The organism is Streptosporangium sp. NBC_01469, assembly GCF_036227305.1.
GTDB lineage: Bacteria > Actinomycetota > Actinomycetes > Streptosporangiales > Streptosporangiaceae > Streptosporangium.
Genome location: NZ_CP109465.1, coordinates 63309 through 84557 on the forward strand (window position 1 = coordinate 63309; position 21249 = coordinate 84557).

Sequence of the window (21249 nt, forward strand, 5' to 3'; positions counted from 1 at the left end):
TGCGCACAACCGGGCGTGTTACCGGAAGGACCTCGAATGACGATCTATAACTTATCGCAGTTGATCGATTACGCGGAGAAGGCAACGCGGGCACAGCCAGGCGAGTAGCAATTGGAAACAGGTCCACAAAACAAGCAGCGAACACCGAATACCCGGCGTCGGTGAAATAGATCCCAGTAAATCCGTTTCGGCCGCCGCATCCACTGACAAGCACCTCGAAAGACGGAGTTCCGCAGTGAACCCGCTCTCCCGTCTGTGGCTCCCACGAAAGAACCGGCTACTCATCGTGCATGCCAAAGGCTCTCCACCGACGTCACCGCGCACGCCTCCCGGCCGCCCCCGCTGTCAGCCGAGTCCGGGGACCGACTCGACGAGGGCGACGAGACCGCGCTCGTCGAGGAGGTTGACGGGGCGGACCGTCTCGTTGAGCAGGACGTAGTGGAAGGCCGCGCTCACCTGATCCAGGGGAACCGAGGCCAGGTGGGACCAGGCCAGCCGGTAGGCGGCGAGCTGGACCGAGGCGGCGGCCTCGGCCTTCTTCCCGTCCGGGCGGCGGCCGGTCTTCCAGTCGACGACCTCGTAGCGGCCTTCGGAGACCCGGAAGACCGCGTCCATCCGGCCGCGGACCACCCGGTCGGCGATCATGGTTTCGAAGGGGACCTCGACGTCGAGCGGTTCCCTGCCCGCCCACTCACTCTCCTCGAAGCGGGCACGCAGCTCGTCGAGATGGGCGTCGGTCTCCTCGAAGTCGTCGGACGCGCCGGGCAGCTCGAACTCGTCCATCAGCCGCTGCTGGCCCCAGCGCCCCTCCAGCCAGCGGTGGAAGGAGGTGCCCCTGCGCGCCAGCGGGGCGGGCTTCTTGGGCACCGGGCGGCGGATCTGCCGGGCCAGCGCCTTGGCGTCGGAGGCGAGGGTGACGAGGGAGGACACGGTCAGGTGGGTGGGCAGCTCCACCCGGCCGCCACCGCGCCGCCGGTTCAGCTCGCGCTCCCTGAGCAGGAGCTCGATGTCGCGCTCCCACGCCTTCGCCCGCTCCCTGTCCCACCCTCGCAGGTCGGCCACGGGAACCGGCCGCCGGCCGGGCAGCTCACCGGACTCGGCCTCGAACCCGGCCCAGGGCTCAGACTCGGCTTCGGGCTCAGGCTCGGATTCGGGTTTGAGCTCGGGCTCGGACTCGGGTTTGAGCTCGGGCGTAGGCGCGGGTTTGAGCTCGGGCGTAGGCGCGGGTTTCGCACCCGCCGCCGCCGGCTTGGCGCCGCCCTCGGATACCGCTCGCGCCCCGGACACCCCGGACATCGGCTCGGACACCGTTTCCGGCCCGGCCCCGGCCTCGGACAGCGTCCTGGACACCGCTCCCGGCTCGCTCTCGGGCCCAGGATCGGACGCCGCTCCCCGCTCGGGTACGGCCCCCGCGCCGGGCCCAGCCGGTTCGCTCCGCCGGGCGGCGGACACGGCTTCGGACGCCCCGGGAAGAGCGCCCGCGTCCTCCGGATCGGCGGGGAACGGCACGTCCTCGTCCTCCGGGCTCTCCGGGAAGGGCTCGTCCTCCGGGAAGGACTCGTCCCACGGGTCGCCGGGGAAGGGCACGTCCGCCTCCTCGGGGAAACCCTCCCCGCCCCGCGCGGCCCCGGGGAACTCGGGAAAGGGAACATCCTCGTACGAGGACGCGGACGAGGACGCGGACGCAGACCCGGAACCGGTCGCGGGAGTCGCGCCCCCGGCCATCGCCGCGAGGGCGGCCTCGACCATGGTGGCGCCGTCGAGCACGGCCGCGTAGCGGACGTCCTCCGGGGCGATCGGCCAGACGGACTCGGCGGGCTCGGCGAGAAGCGGGTTGGCGGCGCCCTCCTCCACCTCGGGGGCCCAGAAGGCCACCCGGCCGCAGGTCTCGCGGATCTCCACCAGGAAGTCGGACGGTTCCAGCGGCTTGGCCGCGGTGCCCCAGCGGTAGCCGGAGGCGATCAGGAGGTAGTGGGCGCGGGTGACGGCGACGTACGCCAGGCGGCGCTCCTCCAGCAGGTCGCGGTCGCGGCAGCGCTCGTCGAAATCGGCGAGTTCCTCCTTGGAGAGCCCGGTCAGCCCCGGCAGGTCCGAGGCGTCGCCGCGCAGCGGGTAGGGCAGCTTGCGGGGGTTCTCCGTCCACTTCGGGCTGGTCGTGGCGCGGGCGGGGAACATGGTGCCGACGGTGAGCGTCCCGGCCTTGGACAGCGCCTGCGACAGGCCGGGCACCACGACGACCGGCCACTCCAGGCCCTTGGAGGCGTGCACGGTCATCAGCTTCACGCTGTTGCTCTCGCCCACCCGCCCGGCGTCCAGCCCGTTCTCCTCCTCGTCGGCCGCCTTCAGGAACGCCAGGAACGCGCCCAGCGTCGGGTCCTCGGAGTCTCCGGCGAACCGGGCGGCGGCGTCCAGGAAGGCGTCGAGGTCGGCGCGGGCGGCGAACGGGCCGACGGCCGTCCCCCTGGCCGCCACCTCGATGTCCAGGCCGAGCCTGCGCTCGATCTCCAGGATCAGGTCGGGCAGCGGCTGGCCGGTATGGGAGCGCAGGAGGCGCAACTCCTGGGCCATGGCGACCAGCCGCACCCGGGCCAGGGGGGAGAACAGGTCCTGCCACGCGGGCCGGTCGGGCAGCTCGTCGAGGGCGTCGACCAGGCTGCCGCGCTCCTCGGCCATGTCCGCCACGACCTGGTCCAGTGGGTCGGCCACCGGCGAGGCACCCTCGCGGGTCTCCCGATTCAGGTCGCGGGCCTGCTCCCCCAGCTCCTTGAGGTCGGCGGGGCCGATCCGCCATCGGGGGCCGGACAGCAGCCGCACCAGGGCGTCCCCGGCGCTCGGATCGTAGATCACCCGCAGGGTGGAGACGATGTCGGCGACCTCGGGCACGGTGAGCAGGCCGCCCAGGCCGACGACCTCGACCGGGATGCCGCGCGCCTCCAGCGCCCTGCGCAGCGCGGGGAACTGCGAGCGCTTGCGCGCCAGGATCGCCACGTCGTGCGGCTGGAGGCACTGCGGCCCGCCCCAGGCGCTCTGCTTGGCCCGCTTGCGCTCGCCCTCTCCCCAGGGCATGCCGTCGGGCGCGCTCTCCGCGCCCAGCACCCTCGCGATCCCCGAGGCGATCCACTCCGCCTCGCCGTCGGCGGTCTCGTGGAAGGCGCACACCACCCGGCCGCGATCGACCCGGTTGCCACCGGGCACCAGGACCGGCACCTCCCTGGCCTCCATCCGCAGCGGCAGCTGGAGCCGGGCGGCGACGTCCAGCACGGCGTCGCCGTTGCGGAAGCTGACCGACAGGCGGTTGATCGGGGCGAGCTCTCCGGACGCGGTCCTGAAATCGCCGGGGAAACGGGTCAGGTTGCCCGCGGAGGCGCCGCGCCAGCCGTAGATGGACTGGCAGGGGTCGCCCACGGCCGTCACCGGGTGGCCTCCGCCGAACAGGGCGCGCAGCAGGACGAGCTGGGCGTGGCTGGTGTCCTGGTACTCGTCCAGGAGGACCACGGCGAACCGCCCGCGCTCGATCTCGCCGACGTCGGCGTGCTTGGCGGCGATCCGGGCGGCCAGCGCCATCTGGTCGCCGTGGTCGACGACCTCCCTGCCCCGCTTGAGCCGGTCGTACGCCTCGACCAGCGGCAGCAGCTGCTCCCTGGCCCGCTGGACGACCAGCGGCCTGCGCTGGTCCTTGATCGGCGTACCGGGCAGCTCGTCGTACCGCCGGGCGAGCCAGGCGCCGACGTCGCGCACGTCCTGCGGGGTGCGCAGGTGCTCGGCCAGCTCACCGGCGAGCTCCAGCACCGCCCGGGTGACGGTCGCCGGGCTCCACTCGACCTGCTCCATCGGCCCGTCGTACGCGCTGACCACCCGTCCCGCGAGCTGCCAGGAGACGGCCGGGGAGACCAGGCGCATGGTCGGCTCCAGCGCCTCACGCAGGGCGTGGTCGGTGACCAGGCGGGCCGCGTAGGCGTGGTACGTCGAGATGGTCGGCTCGCCCTCCATCAGGTCGGCGGGCACCTGCTTGGTCTCGACCAGGCCGTTGAGCCGCTCGCGCACGCGCGCGGCCAGCTCTCCGGCGGCCTTCCTGGTGAAGGTGAGCCCGAGGATCTGCTCGGGGCGGACCAGCCCGTTGGCGACCAGCCAGACGACGCGCCCGGCCATGGTCTCGCTCTTGCCGGACCCGGCTCCGGCCATCACGACCATCGGTTCGAGACCGGCCTCGATCACGGTGGCCTGTTCGGGGGTCGGCGGCAGGATGCCCAGCTTGGCGGCCAGCTGGACCGGGCTCAGCACGTGGCGCCCCCGTGCCGGGCCGCACGGCGCGGGCCTGACCCTCCGGTACGCGCGACACGACCGGGCGCGGGGCGCGGGCTCCCCGTACGCGTGACACGGTTCAGCACGGGGCGTCCCCCGGGGTCGGGCGGCTCAGCACACCTGATCTCCGTTCTTGCTGACCGGGCAGCTCGCCCGCACGGCGCAGGTGCGGCAGCCGTCGTTCACCTTGGCCTGGAAGAACGGCCCCGACATGCCGATCGCGACGGTGTCGACCATGTCGCGGGCCCAGCCGGGATCCGGGTCGTCCGCCAGGGGAGGCTGCGTCTGCTCCTTGGCGGCCTTCTTGCCCGCCGCGTCGCCCACCTGGACCAGGGCCGCGCCGCCCGGCTCGGTCATGCCGTGCCGCTGGAAGGCGCCCAGCAGCGCGGCGAGCTGGTAGACGCCGAGCTGTGGGTGGCGTTCGAGATCGGCGTCCTTGGGACCGTTCTTGCCGGTCTTGATGTCGATGATCACGGCCCGGCCCTCGCCGTCGCGCTCGACCCGGTCGACCCTGCCCTTGATCTGCACGCCCTCGGAGACCATGGCCGTGAACGCCTCCTCCAGGCCGACCAGCTCCCTGGGGTTCTCCTCGTGCCAGCGGACGAACTTGGAGATCATCTCCTCGGCGACCCTGCGCTGCTTGCGGTTGTACCAGACACCGCCGAAGTCGAGTTCGTGCCAGACGTCGTCCAGGCGCTTGCCGAGGGTCTCCTCGGTGGGCATGCCCGTCGCGGCGAGGACGGCGAGCGCGTGCACGACCGTGCCCAGGCCGCGGGCCACGTCGGTGCCGCCCGCGCCCACGGAGGTCTCCAGCAGCCAGCGCAGGCCGCACTTGCTGAAGCTCTCCACCGCCGAGGGCGAGACGCGCACGATGTCGTCGGGCCAGCTGAGCGGGCGGTCGTCGGAGATGGGGGTGAGGGCGTACCACTCGTTGGGGTGGGCGCCGGGCACCCCGGAGGCGGCGAGCCTGGCCAGGTGCTCGGCCGCGGACCTGCGGAGCGGCTCGGGCCTGGTGGAGTCGGCGACCGCCGAGCGCAGGTCGGCCACGAGCGCGGACATGCTGAGCCAGCGGGAACGCTCGTCGACGCCCGCGTCCTCGGCCGAGCCGGGCACCAGCTCGGTGAGGAAGCGGGAGGGCCGCTCCTCGGTGTCGTCGCCGCCCACGGCGGTGACGATGAGCCTCTTCCTCGCCCTGGTCGCGGCCACGTAGAACAGGCGGCGCTCCTCGGCCAGCAGCTGGGAGGCGAGGGCGGCGGAGACGGCCGCCGGGTTCTCGTGCTCGGAGCCCTCGGCCCTGGCGACCATGTCGTCGGTGCTCAGGATGGACCCGCGCAGCCGCAGGTCCGGCCAGGCGCCCTCCTGGACCCCGGCGACGACCACCACGTCCCACTCCAGGCCCTTGGAGCGGTGCGCGGTGAGGATGCGGACCGTGTCTCCGTCGGGGGCCCGCTCGGCGAGGGAGTCGCCGGGGATCTCCTGGGCGACCAGGTCCTCGACGAACACGTCCACCCCGGCGTGCGGGAGCCGGTCGACGAACCTGGCCGTGTGGTCGAACAGCGCCACGACGGCGTCGAGGTCGCGGTCGGCCATGGTGCCCCTGACACCGCCCCTGAGGCTGACGTCGGTCCACTTCCTGGCCAGGCCGGTGGCCTGCCAGACGGCCCACAGCACGTCCTCGGCGGTGCCTCCCTGCCGTACGGCCTCGGTGGCGGCGGAGATGAGACCGGCGAGCCGCTCGGCGGGCAGCGCCACGTGCGGCTCCACCCTGACCAGCTCCCGCGCGTCCTTCAGCGCCGCGACCATCAGCTCGCCCGAGGAGCGCGGGCCCGGAACCTCGCGCTCCACCATCTCGTCCACGTCCACGTCGTGCTCGTCGGGGTTGGCCAGCGCCTCGTGCTCGGCGATCCGCAGCGCGCGGCGCAGGCGGCGCACCCCGATCATGTCGGTGCCGCCGAGCGCCCCGGTCAGCAGCTCCTCCGCGACCCCCTCGTCGAGGGTCTCCGGGTGCAGCGCCACCTGGATGAGCCTGATCAGCGGCCGTACGCCCGGCTCCTGGAACAGCGGCACCTCGCCGCCGCCGACCACGACCGGCACCCCGGCGGTGACCAGGGCGCGGCGCAGCAGCGGCACCTGGCGCGTCGCCGACCGCACCAGCACGGCCATCCGCGACCAGGGGACGCCGTCCAGCAGGTGCGCCCTGCGGAGCGTGTCGGCCACGATCGCCGCCTCCTGGGTGGCGCCGTCGGCCACCAGCACCCGCACGTCGCCGGGCTCGGCGTCCGGCAGGGCGCGCAGGTCGCGGTGGGCGGCGCCGCCGGGGGTGGCGGGCAGGCGGGTGGTGACGCGGCGGGTGGCCCTCAGCAGCTCCCGGCCGCTGCGGCGGCAGACGCGCAGCGCGACGACGGGGGCCTTCGCGCCGTCGGCGTCGCGGAACCGATCGGGGAAACTCATGATCCCGCGGACGTCGGCGCCGCGGAATCCGTAGATCGACTGGTCGGGGTCGCCGACCGCGACCAGGTCGCGGCCCTCCCCCGCCAGCTGCTGGAGCAGGAACTCCTGCGCGGGGTCGGTGTCCTGGTACTCGTCGACGAAGACGGCGTCGTACGCCGACCGCTCGCGGGCGCGCACCTCGGGGTCGGAGAGCAGCGCCCCCGCCGCGCGGATCAGCTCCGCGTAGTCGAGGACCGGTTCGAGGTCGAGGTCGAACCTGGCCTGGTAACGGTCGGCGAACTTTCCAGCGGCCGTCCAGTCCAGACGACCGTGGCGGCGGCCCAGCTCTCTCAGCTCGGGCCCGTCGAGGCCGCGCTCGGCGGCGCGGGCCAGGAAGTCGCGGAGCTCCTGGGCGAAACCGCGCGTCTTGAGCGCCTCGTGCATGTCGTCGGGCCAGTGCGTGGCGCCGTCCTCCAGCTCGCCGTGGAGCAGGCGGCGGATCTCCAGGAGCTGCTCGGGGCCGGTCAGCAGGCGCGGCGGCACCCCTCCGGCGAGCACGGCCTCGCGGCGGAGCAGCGCGTAGGCGTAGCTGTGGAAGGTGAGGGCGAGGGGGGTGCGGGTGGTGCGGCGCATCCGGGCGGTGATGCGCTCGCGCAGCTCCTCGGCGGCCTTGCGGCTGAAGGTGAGGACGAGCACCCTCTCGGGGTCGACGCCCCGGCGCTCGATCCTGTCGACGACGGTCTCGACGATCGTGGTGGTCTTGCCGGTGCCGGGCCCCGCGAGCACGAGGAGCGGGCCGCTCTCATGGGCCACCACCGCCCGCTGGTGCTCGTCGAGCGCAGGGGCAACAGCCCTCCCCGCACCCTCACGACGTATCAGCCGCCAGTCCTGACCACTCACAACTCGCCATTCCACCAGATCCCGGACGATGATCGTGCCGAGTCGGCGGGTACGGCATGGCGGATTCTTCACCGGACGCGGCGGGCGGCGGGCGGTTCACGGGAGAACCGGTGGCCGGAGCACCGCGTGGACCTGGGACGGAGCCTCCGGAGGGCGGGCTGACGGGCGGTCGGGCGGTTAGGCGGGCCCCTCGCGGAACCGCCGGGAACCGGCCGGGGATCGCGAGACGGCCCGGGAACGGGCCCGGAGCGGAGACCCGGGAACAAGCCCCGGAACAAGACCTCGGAACAAGCCCGGGGACGGAGCCGGGAGCGAGCCCCGGGACGACTCCCGGGGGCCGTTTCAGGGAAACGGCCCCCGGGAGGGCGTCCGGATCACCCGGACCGGTGCGGAACGGTCAGGTCGAGAAGACGCGGTCGACGAGCCTCGCCGTCGCCTTGCCGTCGTCGCGGGGCGCGTAGGTGCGCTGGAAGAGGTCGTACTTCTCGGCGTGGGTGGCGACCACCTCGTCGATCGACCGCAGGGCCTGGATGACCTCCGCCCCGGTGGACAGCAGCGGGCCGGGGGCCTCGGCGGCCAGGTCGAGGTAGACGCCCCGCTTGGACGAGTAACGCTGCAGGTCGTAGGTGAAGAAGAGCATCGGCCTGCCGGTCGCCGCGAAGTCGAACATGACCGACGAGTAGTCCGTGATCAGCACGTCCGCGATCAACATCAGATCCGTGATATCCGGATATGTCGTGACGTCGCGGCCGAGACCGGCGCGCACGTTCGGCGCCGCCTGCATCGAGTGACCCCGGATCAGGAACTCGTAGCCGGGACCGAGCATCCGGTGCGCCTCGGCCAGGTCCAGGCGGATCGAGGCGTTCTTGCGGTCGTAGTCGCGGTAGGTCGGCGCGTAGAGCACCACCTTGGCGCCCTCGGCGACGCCGAGCCGCGCGCGCACCGCCGCGGCCAGCTCCTCGCGGTCGGGGGCCACGAGCACGTCGTTGCGCGGGTAACCGCTCTCCAGGACCTCGCCCTGGTAGCCGAACGCCTTGCGCAGGACGCGGGTCGCCCAGGGGCTCTGGGAGACCAGCAGATCCCAGCCCCGCACCTCGACGGCCTGCCGGTGCCAGGCCGGCGGCTTGGGGTCGCGGGACATGTGCGGCAGGTCGTTGCCCAGGCGCTTGACCGGGGTGCCGTGCCAGGTCTGCACCACCACCTGGTCCTCGCGGGACCGGAACCACGGCGGCAGGAAGCCGTTGGTCACCACGTAACGCGAGCGGGCCAGCACCGCGTAGTGCTCGCGGCTGCCCGCGCGCACCACGGTCGGGCCGGTGCCCGCGCCGAAGCCGAGCTCCTGGGGGCCGGGAGGCACGAACGCGCCGTCCTTGACCACCCAGATGTGCTCACCGGCGTCGCCGCGCCGCACGCGCTCCTCGTAGACCGCGCGGACGCTGCCCTCGTACTGCCGCCCGTCGTAGGCGACGTAGACGGTCGCGTCGTTCAGCTCGCGGGTCCGCTCGGCGGGGTAGAAGTGCCGGCGCAGGGCGAACAGGCCGCCGGCGCCCTTCTCGTCGTCGGGAAGGTGCTCGGCGACGGACAGCACCGGGATGTCGAAGCGGGTGGAGATCAGGCGGTATTCGCGGCCGTCACGGATCTTCGTGTCCTCGTCCAGCCCGTCGAGGATGGCGTGGTCGACGCGGAACGGGACGATCTGCCCGGCCGCGTCGCGGACCGCCATGCTCCAGGTGCCGCTGCTCAGCGGGGCCGTGTCGCCGAAGCGGGGCATCGCGGCGGGCGCGAGCCCGACCGTGAAGCGGGAGTCCTCGCGCTTCAGGGGGATGGCGTGGATCAGCCCGCTGCGGTGCTTGAGGGTGAGCGCGGCCTCGCCGGAGCCGGGGTAGGAGCCCTCCAGGGTGAGCACGCCCCGCTCGTCCCAGGTCGCCGCGGTGATGACCGGGCGGATCCGGTGCGCGGAGACGCTCACGCGGTCGCGCCGGTCGCGCAGCACGGTGATCTCCCGGTCGCCGACGACCGTACGGCTCTCCTGAGCCTTGCCGATCATGACGGAGGCCGCGGGGTCGCCCTTGGGCTCGATCCAGAGCCTGCCGCCGTCGCGTTCCTGCAGCAGGGAGGCCGTCGCGAGCGGCACGACGACGGTGGTGCCGCCCTCGGCGGGGGTGAAGTCCGCGGCGATCCGGTGGCCGTCCAGGCGGGCCTGCCCCCTGGTGACGCCCTTGCCCGGCAGGAAGACCTCGACCTCCAGGCGCTCGCCGTTCAACCGCACGCCGGCCAGCTCGGCCCGGGTGGGCTGCAGCACGACCTGGAGGGCGCGGTCGGAGGTCCAGACGGGACGGATCCACCAGCCCTTGCCGAGGTCCAGCCCCCCGGGGCGCTCGGTGCGGCCGGTGGAGGGACCGCGCAGGAGACCGCCGGCGCGGGCGCCCCGGCTCCAGATCACGATCTCGGTACGCCAGGTGGTGGTGTCCTGGACGGTCGCGCGGCGGCGCAGCAGGCGCTTGCCCCCGCGCACCACGGCCCGTACGGCCGAACGCCAGCGCAGCGGCCAGGGGCTCATCTCGGCGGTGAAACCGGACCAGTCGTAGTTGCAGCCCGCCTCCTCCGCGCCGTGGGTCGCCTCGGGGTGGAAGACCCTGCGGGTGCGAAGCCGCACCGGCGGCAGCCAGCGCGGTCCGCGCAGCACCACCGTGGCCCGGTTGAGGCGGCGGCTGCGCACGGACAGCCCGGCCAGGTAGGCGTGGCCGCTGACGTGCAGCCTCCCGCCCGACCAGGAGATGTCCTCGATCTGGGTCACCGGGATGAGGTCGGCCGCCCGCAGCCGGTACAGGGTCTCGGGCAGCTCGTCCTGGAGCGGCAGGTCCGCGTACCAGCGGAGGCTCTTGCGGACGCGCCTGGACGGCTCGGCCGCGGCGGTCACGAGCCTCTGCAGCTCGTCGCCTTCGGCGAGGTCGTCGATCCCCCGATGTTCGATCAGGTGGAAGGCGATCCTGCGGGCGACCGGCAGGTCGCGCTTGGCCTTCGCGTCGACACCGGTCACGTACGGCTTCAGGAGCGTGACGAACTCGCGGCGCCTGGCGGCGCCCCGCTTGGCCGCGATCTCCAGCCGGGACCCCAGGGGGCCGGCCAGCGCGGCGGCGTCGAAGCGGCGGCGCTCAGCCGGTTTCAGCCCGTCCGCCAGCACCGCGGCCATGATCGAGTCGAGTGGTTCTCCCCGGTCGCAGAGATCCTGGACAGCCCGCAGACGGTCAGCGACGGGGTCGCCGCTGACTCGTGCGGGAGTGGCACCGGTGGCCATGGGGAAAGCACCGCCTTTCGGACAGAGCGCTGTCCTAGGCCATGTTAGTGCGCCACAGCAGGGCCGGTTACGCCGTGATTTACGGGCTTGCGGGATTTACAGGCAGTTGTGATCTAGCAGGTTTCCCGCTCCGCACCGTCGCACCGTCTACGGATTTCCGTCCCATCTGGCCGCCCGCATGTCGGCGCGGGCGCCCCGCAGCGGGGTCCGCTCCTCGCGCCAGCTCGCCAGGCATCGCTGCTCGTGGCCGGGCGGCGGGGTACCGTCGGCGTGCACGACGCGCCACCAGGGCACGCCCCCGCCCCAGGTGGACATCACCCTGCCGACCTGGCGCGGGCCCCCCTCGCCGAGATACTCGGCGATGTCGCCGTAGGACATCACCATTCCGGGCGGGATGCGCTCGACCAGGTCGAGCACCCGCTCCGCGTACGGGGTGGGGTGGCCTACTGACTCCATACGGTCGGTCCGGCGGAGAGGATCTCGTCGAGTTTGCCGAACTCGTAGGCCGCCGAGCCGTTCAGCTGCTCGACCAGGCCGCCGCGGATCGCGTAGGACTCGCCGTCCTCGCCGACCAGCCGGGCTCCAAGGAGGGCGGACACGCGCGCCAGCTGGGCCACCTGCCAGTCGGATCCGGGGGCGCCGGAAAGTTGCCCGTTCCATAGCGCTATGGCATGGACCGCGCCATTATGACGGGCCAGAATCTCCCCCGACTCCTGCGAGCCCCTGAACTCGAACCCCGCCTGCCCCAGCACAGTCGCGAGTTCCGCGAAGGCGAGAGGCGCAGGGCGCTCCACGCGCAACTCGTACCCCATAACGCGCGAGACTAGCGAACCTTCCCGGTTTTCCGGAGCGTGAATCCCGGCATCCCGGATACCGCATCCGAACGGTGTCCAAAACGCGTTCGAATCGCAGTCGAATTGCGGTTATCTTCGCGACCTCCCGTGCCGGATCGGCTCGGGGGACGCCATCATCGGCCCTCCCCTGCCGGAATGCCGATTGAGCATCGCCACGGCCGCCGCGAACGCCAGCAGGCCGCCCGCGAGGCCCGCGCCGTACAGCCAGAGGCGCGCGGGCTCGGGGCCCGGCCTGCTGGGCTCGGTGGGCAGGGTGCCGTCGCCGAAGTGCTTGCCGTCGGGGACCTGGACCTCCGCGGCCCCGGCCACGAGCCGGCCCGCCTTGGCCAGGGCGGCCGCGGCGTCGACGACGCCGAACCCGACGTGGTCGTCGTAACCGGCGACGGGACGCGCCGTGGCTGTGGAGGTGAGGGCCTGCGACACCATTTGAGGCGATATATCCGGATATTTTGCTTTTATGAGGGCGACAACTCCGGCCACCAGCGCGGTCGCCGAACTGGTCCCTTCCGAAGACCCGTACTCTCCTCCCGGAACGACCACCGGCACGTCGACACCCGGCGCCGAGACCAGGACCGACAGGTTGTCGCTGCTGAACGTCGCCGGCCTGCCCAGGTCGTCCACCGCGCCCACACCGATGACCCCGGAGTATCCGGCGGGGAAGTTCCAGAAGGAGGTGGCGTTGTCCATGGCGTACCGGGAATCTCCGTCGTTGCCCACGGCGGCGACGAGCACCACGCCCCTGGACAGCGCGTAGGCGACCGCCTCCCGCTCGCTCCTGTGCGGCCCGTAGGCACCCAGCGACATGCTGACGACCTTGGCCCCGTGATCGGTGGCGTAGCGGATCGCGCGGGCCAGGGGGCTGTCGTTGCGCGAGCGCAGATCCTCGTTCGGCAGGGCGGAGCCGTCCTCGGGCCGCTCCTCGACGATCAACGGCAGCGAGAGGATCCTGGCCTCGGGCGCGACGCCGAGAAGGCCCTCCTCCCCCTTGCCCGCCCCGGCGATGAGCGAGGCCATGGCGGTGCCGTGCCTCCCGGCGTCCGGCGTGTCCCTGTCGAACCGGACCGAACCCATGTCGGGCCCGGAGATCACCCGCCCCTGCAGCTCGGCGACCTGGTCGTCCACCCCGCTGTCGACCAGTGCCACGATGACGCCCGAGCCCTTGGTGACCTTCCACGCCTCCTCGGTGTTGAGCATCTCCAGCACCCAGCGCTGGTCCTCGCGGACATCCGCGGTCCCCCCGGGCGACACCGACCCGGGGGACGCCGGCTCAGGCTGCGCGGTCGACACGGTCCCGGCGAGCGCCGGGGCGGCGACCGGCACCGGACCCGCCACCGAGAGCGCGGCCAGCGCTCCCGCCGCCCAGAACCTCCGGAACCTCAGCACACGTTCCCCTGGGTGCACTGGGGCACGGCGCTGGGCTCGTCGCCGAGGGCGTGGGCGATGCGCCCCGCGACCGCCTGGGCCGCGGGCCACAGCTCGCTGTGCAGGATCTCCTCGGGGGCGACCGCCTGGCGGGTGCGGCCGTCGGTGTAGCCGGCCGTGGAGAAGACGATGTAGGGACCGACGCCCACCCAGGCGTTGCGCTGGCGTTGCGCGGCCCCGAACAGCTCGGTCGCCGTGCCGGGGAAGGCCACCGGGCGCACCCCCACCCGATCGTCCACGGCCAGCTGGGCGGAGGCGGCGATCCTCCGCTCCTCGTCGCCGAGCACGGCGATGCCCACGGTGAAGGCGAACGAGGACGTCTGGTCGACGTAGGTGGCCCGCAGCAGGGTGCGGCAGCCGTATTCGGAGAGCACCGACCCCACCGGCGCGTCCGTTCCCGCCGCGCAGGCGACCTCGGGGGCGAGACCGACCCTGCGGGCGTACTGCTGGACCCTGCCCAGGCCGATGTACTGCAACTCGACGGGGAAGACCAGGTCGGCGGTCCAGGTGTGCCAGCGCCTGGCGATGTCGTCCTGGATGTAGCGGGCCTGCTCGGCGGCGGTCAGCGGGCGCGAGCTCGTCTCGCGCACCAGCCCGACCGTGCCGGTCAGCACGTTGGTGGCGGCGATGGCGAGGATCGTGCCCATCAGGATCAGGAAGATCGTACGGAAACGGATGCCCTGTTCCAGGGTCTCCAGCTCGGCGCGTTTGACCGCCGTACGGTCGTGGCCCGCCGCCGGCCAGGACCGCACGCGGGACCGCCTGGCGGGGGAGCCCGGCACGGGCGCCCGGCGGACCCGGCTGCTTCCGGCACCGCCGATGCCGCCCACCCGGGAGCCGGACGGCGGCCAGCCGCCGCGCGCGCGGGGGGCGGGGGTTCCCAGAGGCCGCTCCGGCTCCTGGGACCGCCCTTGCTGCGACATACTCCGATGCTACGTCGAAGGACCTCCCCGCCCTATCGGCGGCGGGTATTTTCGCGACACTCCCCATGACCGGAGCCGGCGCCCCTGACCGGAACCGGACTCCGGTTCCGGTTCCGGTCAGGGGCCGGGCCAAGGTCCATCCCAGGGGCAGGACCGGAGTCCGGGCCAGGCAGCGGACCGGAGTCCGTGCCAGGGCCGGTGCAGGGTCCGGGCCGGGCTCCGAAATCCGAAATCCGGCCGGCGTCGCCGGGCGCTCAGGGCCAGGGAGCCGTGATCGGATCCGGCACGGGTTCCTCGAAGATCTCCGACGAGCGCGTACGGCCGACGAACACGGCGAGCGCGATCAGGGAGACGACCGCGCCGAGCCCGGCGGCCACGGCCACCCCGCCGTACAGGGTGATCCGGTCCCGGTCGCGGTGGACCACCCGCACCGGCTCGACCGCCAGGCCCAGCGGGCGGGCGGGGTCGTGCCCACCGGCGCCCCCGGCCCCCTCGGCGGTGAGGGTGTGCCGGGAGATCCTGGCGGCGGCGGCGAGTGCCCGGGTGGCGTTGACGACACCGAAGCCCGTACCGGTGTCGTAGCCGCCGGTGGGCCGCCGGGTGGCTCCCGCGGTGATCGCCTGCACGACCAGCACGGGCGACATCCTTGGATACCTGGCCTTGATGAGCGCGGCGACGCCCGACACCAGGGCGGTCGCCTGCGAGGTGCCCCGGCCGACCCAGTACTCGTCACCCGGACCGGCGCCGAGGATGTCCACCCCCGGCGCGGCCACCAGGACCGAGGGGTTCCGGTTGGAGAACGAGGCCCGGCGCAGCCCTCGGTCCGTCGCGGCGACCGAGACCACCCCGGGGAAGGCCGCCGGATAGGAGTAGGGGGCGTAACCGCTGGCGTCCGGCTCCTCGGCGCCCTCGTTGCCCGCCGCCGCGACGAGCACGACCCCCTTGGAGATCGCGTAGCGGATCGCCGACCGCTCCTCCCGGGTCGCCAGCTCCTTGGAGATCGACATGTTGATCACGTCGGCACCGCGGTCCACCGCGTGCCTGATGCCCCTGGCCACCACGTTCTCGTATCGCTCGGCGGTGTTGAACTCCCGGAAGCCGGGCTCCTCGTCCTCCAGGATGACCCGCACCGACAGCACCCTCGCGCGGGGCGCGACGCCGATCACCCCGTCGGCGCCGCCCGGCCCGTGTCCGTGCCCGGCGATCAGCGACGCCATGTACGTGCCGTGCAGCCTCAGGGGGCTCACCCCCGGCGGGTTGGCCCCGACCGTGAAGTCCTTGCCTTCGATCACCGAACCGGTCAGGTCGCGGTGGTCGCGGTCCACCCCGGAGTCGAGCACGGCCACGGTCACGCCCCTGCCCTCGGAGATCCGCCAGGCGGCGGGCAGGTCGAGGGTCCGCAGCACCTCCCGCTGGCTGTCCCTGACGTCGTCGGCCCGCGCTGCCGGAACCGGGGCCAGGACCGCGGGCACCGCCAGGACCGCGAGCACCACCGGCACCACCCGCGTCACCGCGTTCCTCAGCGCCCTCCGGATCACCGGCAGCCTCAGCGTCACCGGCACCGGCGGCATCGCCGGTGCCGCCGGTGCCCTCGGCCTCCTCGACCCCGCCCTCGCGGGCGGTCCGGTGGCGGGGAGACGCCTCGGTGTGGTCAGCATCGCCACTCCGTGGAGACGCAGTCGGGGCGGGCGGGGGTGGACAGGTCGGCGAGGATGCGGTCGGCGATGTCCCCGGTGAACGCGAACAGGGTGGGCCGCTGCTCGCCGACCGCCCTGGCGGGCCGGCCGTCGGTCTGGCCGACCGTGGCCATCACCACGTACGGGCCCGCCTGCCGGGCGAGGCCCGCCTGGCGCCCCGCGGAGACGAACCTGTCGGTGACGGTGCCGGGGAAGGCCAGCGCCCTCAGGCCGGGCGAGGGCCTGCCGCCCCTGGGCAGCGCCGCCCTGGCCCTGGTGGCGCCGAGCTCGTCCGCGAAGGCCGCGACGCCGACGGTGACGACGATCCCCTGGAGCGCGTCGATGTAGGTGGCCCGCAGGACGCCCAGGCAGCCCGCCCGCCGCAGCGCCTTGCGCAGCGGGGCGTCGACCGCGCCGTCGCAGCGGGTCTCCGGCGAGATGCCCACCCGGCGGGCCTTCTCCTCGCCGCCCTGCTCCGGGGCGTAGGGGACGGTCTCGGGGAAGACACGCCCGGCGGGCCAGGCCTGCCAGCGCCTGGCCACCTCGTCGAGGGCGGCCCGGTCGAGCTCCGCCTGGGTCGGCCCCCGGGTGAGTTCCGTCGCCGCGGCACTGCTCGCCACCCCGGCCACGATCGCGCAGAACAGCGTCAGGGCCGAAGCCACGACCAGCGTCGGCCATGAACGCCGCCGCTGACGTGGGACTTCATTCACGTCCCCGACCTTAATGCGGTGAGGCGGGTGTCATCCGCCGTTCCGTCCAGATCCGTCAGCGTGGAGAGCACTTGGTGACCTCGGCGGAACCCTGACGGAACTCTGGTGGACCCCTGGTGGAACCTTCCGAACGGCGAGCGCCCCGCGGAGCGCGTGCTCCACGGGGCGCGGGTCGCACCGGACACGTGGGCCCTCAGTAGGCGGGCAGGCTAGGGTCGACCGTCTTGATCCAGCTGAGCACGCCGCCGCCCACGTGGACGGCGTCGGAGAAGCCGGCGCTCTTGACGATCGCCAGGACCTCGGCGGAGCGGGCACCGGACTTGCAGTGCAGGACGATCTTCTTGTCCTGCGGGAGCTTCTCCAGCGCGGAGCCGTTGAGGAACTCGCCCTTGGGGATGAGCACGGCGCCGGGGATGGACACGATCTCGTACTCGTTCGGCTCGCGGACGTCGATCACGTAGATGCTCTCGCCCCTGTCCTGCCAGGACTTGAGCTCGGCGGCGGTGATCGTGGAGCCGGAGGCGGCCTCCTGGGCCTCCTCGGAGACCGCGCCGCAGAACGCCTCGTAGTCGTCGAGCAGTTGGGTGACCGTCGGGTTCTTGCCGCAGAGCACGCACTCGGGGTCCTTGCGGACCTTGACCGAGCGGTAGTTCATCTCCAGGGCGTCGTAGATCATCAGACGGCCGACCAGCGGCTCGCCGATGCCCGCGAGGAGCTTGATGGCCTCGTTGACCTGGATGGAGCCGATCGACGCGCACAGCACGCCGAGCACGCCGCCCTCGGCGCACGAGGGGACCATGCCGGGCGGCGGGGGCTCGGGGTAGAGGCAGCGGTAGCAGGGGCCGTGCTCGGCCCAGAAGACGCTGGCCTGGCCGTCGAAGCGGTAGATCGAACCCCAGACGTACGGCTTGCCGAGGAGGACGGCCGCGTCGTTGACCATGTAGCGGGTGGCGAAGTTGTCGGTGCCGTCCACGATCAGGTCGTAGGCGGCGAAGATCTCCATCACGTTGTCCGTGGTGAGCGCCTCGTTGTGGACGACCACGTTGACCAGGGGGTTGATCTCCCTGACGCTGTCGGCGGCGCTCTCCGCCTTGGGGCGGCCGACGTCGGACTGGCCGTGGATGACCTGCCGCTGCAGGTTGGATTCGTCGACCACGTCGAAGTCGATGACGCCGAGGGTGCCCACTCCCGCGGCCGCGAGATAGAGCAGCGCGGGGGAACCCAGGCCTCCGGCGCCCACACAGAGCACCTTGGCGTTCTTCAGGCGCTTCTGCCCGGCCATGCCGACGTCCGGGATGATCAGGTGGCGCGAGTAACGGCGCACCTCGTCGACGGTCAGCTCGGCTGCCGGCTCTACCAGCGGTGGCAACGACACAGTTCTGCTCCCGTTTCAGGGGTCCTTGATGCGGCTGGCGCAGCACTCTCCACTCACAACCTAACCCGGTGCCCCTGTCATTCCCCAACCGGCGCGAGGACCGTCTCGGCGATCAGGAGCCCGGCCTCGCGGGCCACCCGCTCGGGGAACTCCATCTGGGCCACGTGCCCCGCGTCGGGCAGCAGCACCAGCCTCACGTGCGGGAACGTCCGGAGGGCGCGGGCGGCCATCCGGGGGTTGACGAGCCGGTCGTGGCGGCCGTGGACGACCAGCGTGGACGCGCTCACCTGGGCCGCCTGCCGCCACAGGTTCGTCTCTCCGCGCCTGAAGTACTCGGCGACGATGCCGCGGGCCGAGTTGATCAGCGCGTCGACCGCGTACGGGAGGCCGTCCCTGCGGCGCAGCTCCTCGGCCGCCTCCCTGAGCCGGTCCGGGTGGATCCGCCCCATGTCGGCGTAACACATGGCGAGCGTGACGCCGAGCCTGCGCTCGGCGGGCACGAGGGTCAGCCGGCCCGCGGCCCACTCGCCGATCCGCGGCACGGTGGACAGCGCCACCCGCGCCGGGCCGTACCGGGGCAGGAGGTCGGGCAGGGCCGGCGAGATCAGGGTCAGCGAGCGGACCAGGTCGGGGCGGGTGGCGGCGACCCGCACCGAGACGGCGCCGCCCAGGGAGTTGCCGAACAGGTGTACGGGGGTGTCGGAGACCCGCTCGATCAGGGCGGTGACCGTCCGGGCGTGGGCGTCGACGGAGTAGTCGCCGTCGGGCGGCTCCGGCGAGTATCCGGCACCGGGCAGGTCGAGGGCGTGCCCCGTCACCACCCCGGACAGCTCGCCCATCAGATCGGTCCAGTTGGTCGCGGAGCCCGCGAGGCCGTGCACGTAGACGGCGGTCTCGGCGGGCCCTCGCGGTGTCGACCGGACGTGGACCCGCTGGTCGCCGAGGTCGATCGTCTCGCCCGGCCAGATGGGGATTGGGTTGTTCACCTCTCGCCTCCTGTCGTTCCACTGCCCTTCCACGATAGTTCGGCCCGTGACATGCCAGGCGACAGCCTCCGGATACCACAAAAGGCACATAAGACCATTTTCGCCAGATGTCTTTTATTACACGATTTATCAGCATTAGCTCGATGGCACCTCACCTTCGTTCGCGGCCGCCGAGGCCCGCCCACAGCGGCCGGCCCCCATTCCCCGCACCCATCCGACTCTTCCTCGAAGAACAAATACGACATTAAAGACATTTCACTTCAAAATAATCAATAAGGGCCCAAGATATGCTACAAATAGATAAGGGGAGCGTAAAAGCCTTCGACTCCTGTTTCTCGACAGACATGGGTGGAAATCATGACAAGCAGGGATGGCTCACCACTCGCCGTCTCCGGCAATTCCGACTTATGCGGAAAATGTCGAAAATCGGGGTAACCGATCATTCAAGGGGGAAACGCATGCCCAAGTTCAAGAGTGTCCTCGCGGGGCTCGCGATCAGCACGGTGCTGACCGGCGGAGTCGTCGGTGTGGGCGCGGCGACCGCCGTCACGAGCGCCAACGCGATGACCACCGCGGTCACCGCCGCCGCCTTCCCGACCTGCGGTGGCGGCTGTGGCTGGCGTCGCGGCTGCGGCTGCCGCTGCGGCGGCCGCGGCCACCGCCACCACGAGCGCCACCGCACCCACCACCGCTTCAGGTTGATCATCAACAACCACAACCACAACCACAACCACCTGCGCAATGACAGCCGCAGCGACCGCCTCGTGCCGCTCTTCGCCGGCGAGGACGACTAGTCGCCGGACCGAGGCCGCATACCCCGATCGGGGCGCGGCGCGGTCGGATAAGGAGACCACACACGGCCGGATCCGCGATTTCCCGCGGCCCCGAAACCGTGACGGAGAGACAGGACCCCCGTATTCGCCACAGCCCGGCTTCTCACCCGGAAACACCGGTCAAACAGCGACAACGGAAACTTGAGGAGAAATCCCCAAGACCCTGACTCTCAACACAGTGCGAGTTCTCATTCCATGAAGTCAAAACGAGGCCCCGCGGTTTTCGAACCGCGGGGCCTTCCCGCGTCACCCCCGGCTTCCGGCACACCGCCTTCCCCCTCCCCCTCTCCCATCCGACTCCGTCCCCCTCCCATCACCTCGACGTCACCTGACGCCGTCACGCGAGAGCGGCACCGGCTCATTCACCGGCAGCGTCCGGCACCCTCCCCACCCCCAAAGAACAAATGCGACATTAAATACATTTCACTTCAAAACGACCAATAAGCATCCATCATCGACGATAAATAGCTAAGAGGAGTGCAAAAGCCTTCGATCTCTGTTTGTCAGCAGACATGCGAGGAAACCATGACAACCAGGGATGGCTCATCACCGGCCATCCCTGACAATTTCCAATTTATGCGGAAATGTCGAAAACAGGGGTAATCAGTCCTTTCAAGGGGGAAACGCAATGCCCAAGTTCAAGAGTGTCATGGCAGGGCTCGCGATCAGCGCGGCGCTGACCGGCGGAGTCGTCGGTATGGGCGCGGCGACCACTGTCACGAGCGCCGGCGCGATGACCACCGCGGTCACCGCCGCCGCCTTCCCGACCTGCGGCGGCGGCGAGCGCGGCGGCTGCTGCTGCGGCTCCCGTGGCAGCTTCCACCGCCACCGTTTCCACGAGCGTAGGCACTTCAGGCTGCGCCTCAACAACCGCAACCACAACGACAACGAGCTGTTCAACCGCAACCGCAGCGAGCGCCTCGTGCCGCTTGGCGGCGGCGAGGAATAGCCACCGGACCGAGGCCGCATACCCCGATCGGGGCGCGGCGCGGTCGGAGAAGGAGACCACACACGGCCGGATCCGCGATTTCCCGCGGCCCCGAAACCGTGACGGAGAGACAGGACCCCCGTATTCGCCACAGCCCGGCTTCTCACCCGGAAACACCGGCCAAACAGCGACAACGGAAACTTGAGGAGAAATCCCCAAGACCCTGACTCTCAACACAGTGCGAGTTCTCATTCCATGAAGTCAAAACGAGGCCCCGCGGTTTTCGAACCGCGGGGCCTTCCCGCGTCACCCCCCGGCTTCCGGCACACCGCCTTCCCCCTCCCCCTCCACCCCCGTCACCTCGACGCCGGAGCACAGCGGCGGATCGCACGCAGGAAGGGCCGACGACCTTCCCGAGGAGCTTTCTCCGGAACGCCCGAGGTCGAAGCCGTGGAGCGACACCGGCCGACGCGTGAGAGCGGCACCGGCTCACCATTCGACAGCACCCGGCGCCCCACCTTCCCCCTCAAAGAACAAATGCGACATTAAATACATTTCACTTCAAAGCGGCCAATAGGTATCCATCATCGACGATAAATAGCTAAGAATAGC

General features: G+C 71.8%; 13 protein-coding genes. 2 read left to right on the plus strand and 11 right to left on the minus strand.

What is annotated here, in order from left to right:
* Positions 1 to 345: 345 nt before the first annotated feature.
* The 11 genes from OG587_RS00310 to OG587_RS00360 all read right to left on the minus strand — a co-directional run bounded on the left by OG587_RS00310 (position 346) and on the right by OG587_RS00360 (position 18876).
* A complete protein-coding gene (locus OG587_RS00310) occupies positions 346 to 4281 on the minus strand; it encodes a UvrD-helicase domain-containing protein (protein WP_329085715.1) in 3936 nt (1311 codons plus the stop codon).
* Between the two features lie 132 nt (positions 4282 to 4413).
* Positions 4414 to 7632, minus strand: coding sequence for an ATP-dependent helicase (locus OG587_RS00315; protein ID WP_443075377.1), 3219 nt, complete (start codon positions 7630 to 7632; stop codon positions 4414 to 4416).
* A gap of 397 nt (positions 7633 to 8029) precedes the next feature.
* Complete coding sequence (locus tag OG587_RS00320) at positions 8030 to 10930, minus strand: CDP-glycerol glycerophosphotransferase family protein (protein WP_329085717.1); 2901 nt, start codon at positions 10928 to 10930, stop codon at positions 8030 to 8032.
* A 147-nt stretch (positions 10931 to 11077) separates the two neighbouring features.
* Positions 11078 to 11386 carry an MGMT family protein gene (locus OG587_RS00325; RefSeq protein WP_329085718.1) on the minus strand — a complete coding sequence of 103 codons (309 nt, stop codon included), beginning with the start codon at positions 11384 to 11386 and terminating at the stop codon, positions 11078 to 11080.
* Positions 11374 to 11724, minus strand: coding sequence for a hypothetical protein (locus OG587_RS00330; protein ID WP_329085720.1), 351 nt, complete (start codon positions 11722 to 11724; stop codon positions 11374 to 11376). The genes OG587_RS00325 and OG587_RS00330 overlap by 13 nt, the downstream gene beginning before the upstream one ends.
* 129 nt (positions 11725 to 11853) lie before the next feature.
* Positions 11854 to 13167 (minus strand): S8 family peptidase, encoded by a 1314-nt coding sequence (locus OG587_RS00335; protein WP_329085722.1) that lies wholly within the window; start codon positions 13165 to 13167, stop codon positions 11854 to 11856.
* Positions 13161 to 14129: a hypothetical protein gene (locus OG587_RS00340; protein WP_329085724.1), complete on the minus strand. Its 969-nt coding sequence runs from the start codon at positions 14127 to 14129 to the stop codon at positions 13161 to 13163. The genes OG587_RS00335 and OG587_RS00340 overlap by 7 nt, the downstream gene beginning before the upstream one ends.
* Before the next feature lie 254 nt (positions 14130 to 14383).
* Complete coding sequence (locus OG587_RS00345) at positions 14384 to 15787, minus strand: S8 family serine peptidase (protein ID WP_329085725.1); 1404 nt, start codon at positions 15785 to 15787, stop codon at positions 14384 to 14386.
* Positions 15781 to 16515: a hypothetical protein gene (locus tag OG587_RS00350; protein WP_329085726.1), complete on the minus strand. Its 735-nt coding sequence runs from the start codon at positions 16513 to 16515 to the stop codon at positions 15781 to 15783. Before OG587_RS00350 ends, OG587_RS00345 begins: the two co-directional genes overlap by 7 nt.
* Before the next feature lie 193 nt (positions 16516 to 16708).
* Positions 16709 to 17890, minus strand: coding sequence for an adenylyltransferase/sulfurtransferase MoeZ (moeZ, locus tag OG587_RS00355; protein ID WP_329085727.1), 1182 nt, complete (start codon positions 17888 to 17890; stop codon positions 16709 to 16711).
* A 77-nt stretch (positions 17891 to 17967) separates the two neighbouring features.
* Complete coding sequence (locus tag OG587_RS00360) at positions 17968 to 18876, minus strand: alpha/beta fold hydrolase (RefSeq protein WP_329085728.1); 909 nt, start codon at positions 18874 to 18876, stop codon at positions 17968 to 17970.
* 458 nt (positions 18877 to 19334) lie between these two features.
* Here OG587_RS00360 and OG587_RS00365 point away from each other — a divergent pair, with 458 nt between their 5' ends.
* Positions 19335 to 19670, plus strand: coding sequence for a hypothetical protein (locus OG587_RS00365; RefSeq protein WP_329085729.1), 336 nt, complete (start codon positions 19335 to 19337; stop codon positions 19668 to 19670).
* 667 nt (positions 19671 to 20337) lie between these two features.
* A complete protein-coding gene (locus OG587_RS00370; protein ID WP_329085730.1) occupies positions 20338 to 20658 on the plus strand; it encodes a hypothetical protein in 321 nt (106 codons plus the stop codon).
* Positions 20659 to 21249: the final 591 nt, after the last annotated feature.